The organism is Salinarimonas sp. (assembly GCF_046292825.1).
In the GTDB taxonomy this organism is placed as follows: Bacteria; Pseudomonadota; Alphaproteobacteria; order Rhizobiales; family Beijerinckiaceae; genus Salinarimonas.
In genome coordinates this window covers 1-3,171 of the sequence record NZ_JBKBQG010000094.1, presented here as the reverse complement: position 1 = coordinate 3,171, position 3,171 = coordinate 1, and the positions used below count along the sequence as shown (strand labels likewise).

Below are 3,171 nucleotides of genomic sequence, written 5' to 3'. Positions count from 1 at the left end.
CCCGGGGTGGCCACCCCGGGCCCGGCGCCCCGAAGAGCAGGACCGTCATATCAGGGTTCGCTATTACAAGGGGACCCAGCACGAGAAGACGCGTGCGGAGCACGCTTCCGTCGCCGCCGACCAGGCGGCTCGTCGCCGCCATGAGTGCTTGCTTCGCAAGCATCTTCCTGTGCTGGGTCCCCTTCCCCTCCGGGCGCAAGCGCCCTCCGGCCGGGGATGACACCGGTGGAGCGTGTCGTACCCCGGCCGGCGCGACTGACTCGATGACACGAGGGTCACCTCTCCCCCGACACGCTCGAGAAGCTCGCCGCCGTCCTGGAACTCGACGCGATCGACTTCTTCGCGCGCGAGATCCCGCTCTCGCGCACGCCGGCTCACGCGCGCCTGCTCCAGACGCTCCGCACCCGCCTCGGCCATCTCGACGCCGACGATCTGGGGAAGGTGGACCGCGCGATCAGGATCGCGTTGGAGACTTAGGCGTCGTTCGGGTCGCTCGCGGCAACGTGAATGACGGGCATTCTTGTCCTTCCCCCTTGGGGGAAGGACAAAGTCGGCGTTCGTCACGAGCATCGAGAGCGAGCTGTGCACGACACCGAGACCCGCGCCCTCACCCCTCCACCAGCACCACGTGCAGCCGGCGGGGGCCGTGGGCGCCGAGGAAGAGGCGTTGCTCGATGTCGCCGGAGCGGGAGGGGCCCGTGACCCAGTTGACGGTGCGGGGCATCAGGCCCCGGCCGTAGGTCTCGCGCAGGCGCGCCCAGAGGCTCTCGTAATCGCGCGCGACGTCGGAGGCGCGCACGACCACCACATGCGTGTCGGGAAGGAAATTGAGGGTCGAGGGGTTCTGGGGGCCGGAGACGAGGGCGAGCGTGCCCGTCTCGGCGACGCCGCCGAAGGCGTGGCTGACGCCGACGAGATCGCCGCCCGCGCTCGGGCCGCGCTCGATCGCGAGCGCCGTCTCGTCCCAGGGCATGGCGGCGAGGCGCTCGTCCTCGCCCATGCGGATCGCCGCCGGCAGGTTGTGCTCGCGCAGGAATTCCGCGATCGCGGCGGGCACGGCCTCGGCGCTCTCGACGCGCGCGATGGTGGCGAGCGAGATCTCGACCTCGCGGGCGAAGACCGCGAGCCGCTCCTCCCCGTCCGCCTGGCCGCGGGCGGGGATCACCCCGCGCGGGGCGTTGGCGAGGCGCTCCTCGACGGCGGCGCGGCGCGGCGCCTCGGCGCCGGTGACGCCGAGCGAGCGGCGGATCGCGGCCAAGACCTCGGCGCGGGCGGGATCGTTCGTGCGCGACATGAGCCCCCTCCCCTCACACGGCCTGCTTGTGGGCGGGGCGGCCGGCGCGCTCGCGGCGGAAGCGCTCCTGGAACGTCTCCCCCTGAGGCGCGGGGAAGTCCCGCGTGCGGGTCCAGCCGCCGGCGAAGGGCAGGCTCGCGAAGCGGCCCTTCTTGCGGCCGAACGCGGCGAGCACGTTCATCGAGAGGCGGGTGGCGAGGCGGTAGAGCGTCGGGCGCCGCGCGAAGAAGCCCCACAGCTTGAGGCCCGAGCGGACGGTCGCCGGCGAGAGATGGCGCTCGAACTCGCGCTCGCGCCAATGCCGCATCAGCTTCGGCAGCGGGATGCGCACCGGGCAGACGCTCTCGCACCGGCCGCAGAAGGTCGACGCATTCGGCAGATGTCCGCCCTTGTCGACGCCGATGAGCGACGGCGTCAGCACGGCACCCATCGGCCCCGGATAGACCCAGCCGTAAGCATGACCGCCGACCGCGTGGTAGACCGGGCAGTGGTTCATGCAAGCGCCACAGCGGATACACCGCAACATGTCCTCGAAACTGGTGCCCAGCATGGAGGAGCGGCCGTTGTCCAGAATGACGACGTGGTAGTTCTCGGGGCCGTCGGGATCTTCCGCGCGGCGCGGGCCGGTGGAGAAGGTGGTGTAGACGGAGATGTCCTGGCCCGTGGCGGAGCGGGCGAGGACGCGCAGGATCTGGCTCGCGTCCTCGAGGGTCGGCACGATCTTCTCGATCGAGGCGATGACGACGTGCGTCTTCGGGAGGAGCTGGGTGAGGTCGCCGTTGCCCTCGTTCGTGACGATGATCGAGGTGCCGGTCTCGGCGACGAGGAAGTTCGCGCCCGTGATGCCGACATCCGCCGCGAGGAAGCGCTCGCGCAGGACGGCGCGCGCTTCCGTGAGGAGCGAGACGGGCTCGGAGAGGTCGCGCGCGGGGTCGAGATGCGTGTGCGCGCGGCGGAAATCCTCCTCGACCTGGCTCGCATTGAGGTGCACGGCCGGCGCGATGATGTGGGAGGGCATCTCGTGGCGCAACTGGATGATGTACTCGCCGAGATCGGTCTCGACCGGCACGATGCCGCGCGCCTCGAGATGCGCGTTGAGCGCGATCTCCTCGGCGATCATCGACTTGCCCTTCGTGACCGTCTTGGCGCCGACGTCCTCGCAGATGCGCGCGACGATGGTGCGCGCCTCCTCCGCGTTGCGGGCGAAGTGCACGTGCCCGCCCGAGCGCTCGACCGCCTCGACGTAGCGCTCGAGATAGAGGTCGAGATGGGCGAGCGTGTGGTTCTTGATGTCGCGCGCGCTGTCGCGCAGCGCCTCGAATTCCGGCAGCCGCTCGGCCGCCCGCACCCGCTTCTCGATGAACCCCGCCCGCACGTTGCCGAGCGCCCGCTGCAATTGCGTGTCCGCGAGCGCTTTGCGCGCATTGTCCTTGAATTGCGGCGACGTCGGATGAGCGGTCATGGGCGCGGCGCCTCCCCGGGGCGGTCTCGTTCGTGTCGACGCCACGGTTCTAGCGGGTGCCGAGGCGATTGGCGAGGGGGTGGCGGGTCGCGGGGACCCGCCCGTGGCCGTTCATGCCTCCGGCGAACCTATCCTCGTTTCGTCGGCCAGAAGCCGAGAATCGCTTGCGAGCAGGTGTCCCCCCCTCCCCTCACCGCTCCCCCACCCGCCGCAACGTCCGTCCGTCCCCACCCGCCAGCCCCGCGAAGGGCGCTCCGAGGCTCGCGGGCGTGGCGGTCGGTGGGGCGAAGAAGATGCCCGTGAGGCCTAGTCCCGCCGGAGGCAGGGGCGCGGCGGGCGCGGCGGTGAACCCGGAGGCGCCGAGCGCGGCCGGTGGGCGCGGCGGCTCGCGGCCGGGGAGCGGCGCGGCGCGCGG

2 protein-coding genes and 1 pseudogene are annotated in these 3,171 nt (G+C 71.6%); all 3 read right to left on the bottom strand.

All coding sequences use genetic code 11. From position 1 onward, the window contains the following. Nucleotides 1-607 precede the first annotated feature (607 nt). On the bottom strand, nt 608-1,294 hold the full coding sequence (locus tag ACK4UM_RS20895) for a lactate utilization protein C (RefSeq protein ID WP_409802985.1): 687 nt from the start codon (nt 1,292-1,294) through the stop codon (nt 608-610). Between the two features lie 13 nt (nt 1,295-1,307). Further along, entirely contained in the window at nt 1,308-2,756 is a 1,449-nt protein-coding gene (locus ACK4UM_RS20890; RefSeq protein WP_409802983.1) for a LutB/LldF family L-lactate oxidation iron-sulfur protein, read from the bottom strand. Between the two features lie 190 nt (nt 2,757-2,946). Further along, a pseudogene (locus ACK4UM_RS20885) lies at nt 2,947-3,171 on the bottom strand (hypothetical protein); the annotation flags it as partial.

Coding starts and splice junctions, on each gene's coding strand:
- ACK4UM_RS20895 (WP_409802985.1), bottom strand. CDS start 1,294: ATGTCGCGCACGAACGATCCCGCCCGCGCCGAGGTCTTGGCCGCGATC.
- ACK4UM_RS20890 (WP_409802983.1), bottom strand. CDS start 2,756: ATGACCGCTCATCCGACGTCGCCGCAATTCAAGGACAATGCGCGCAAA.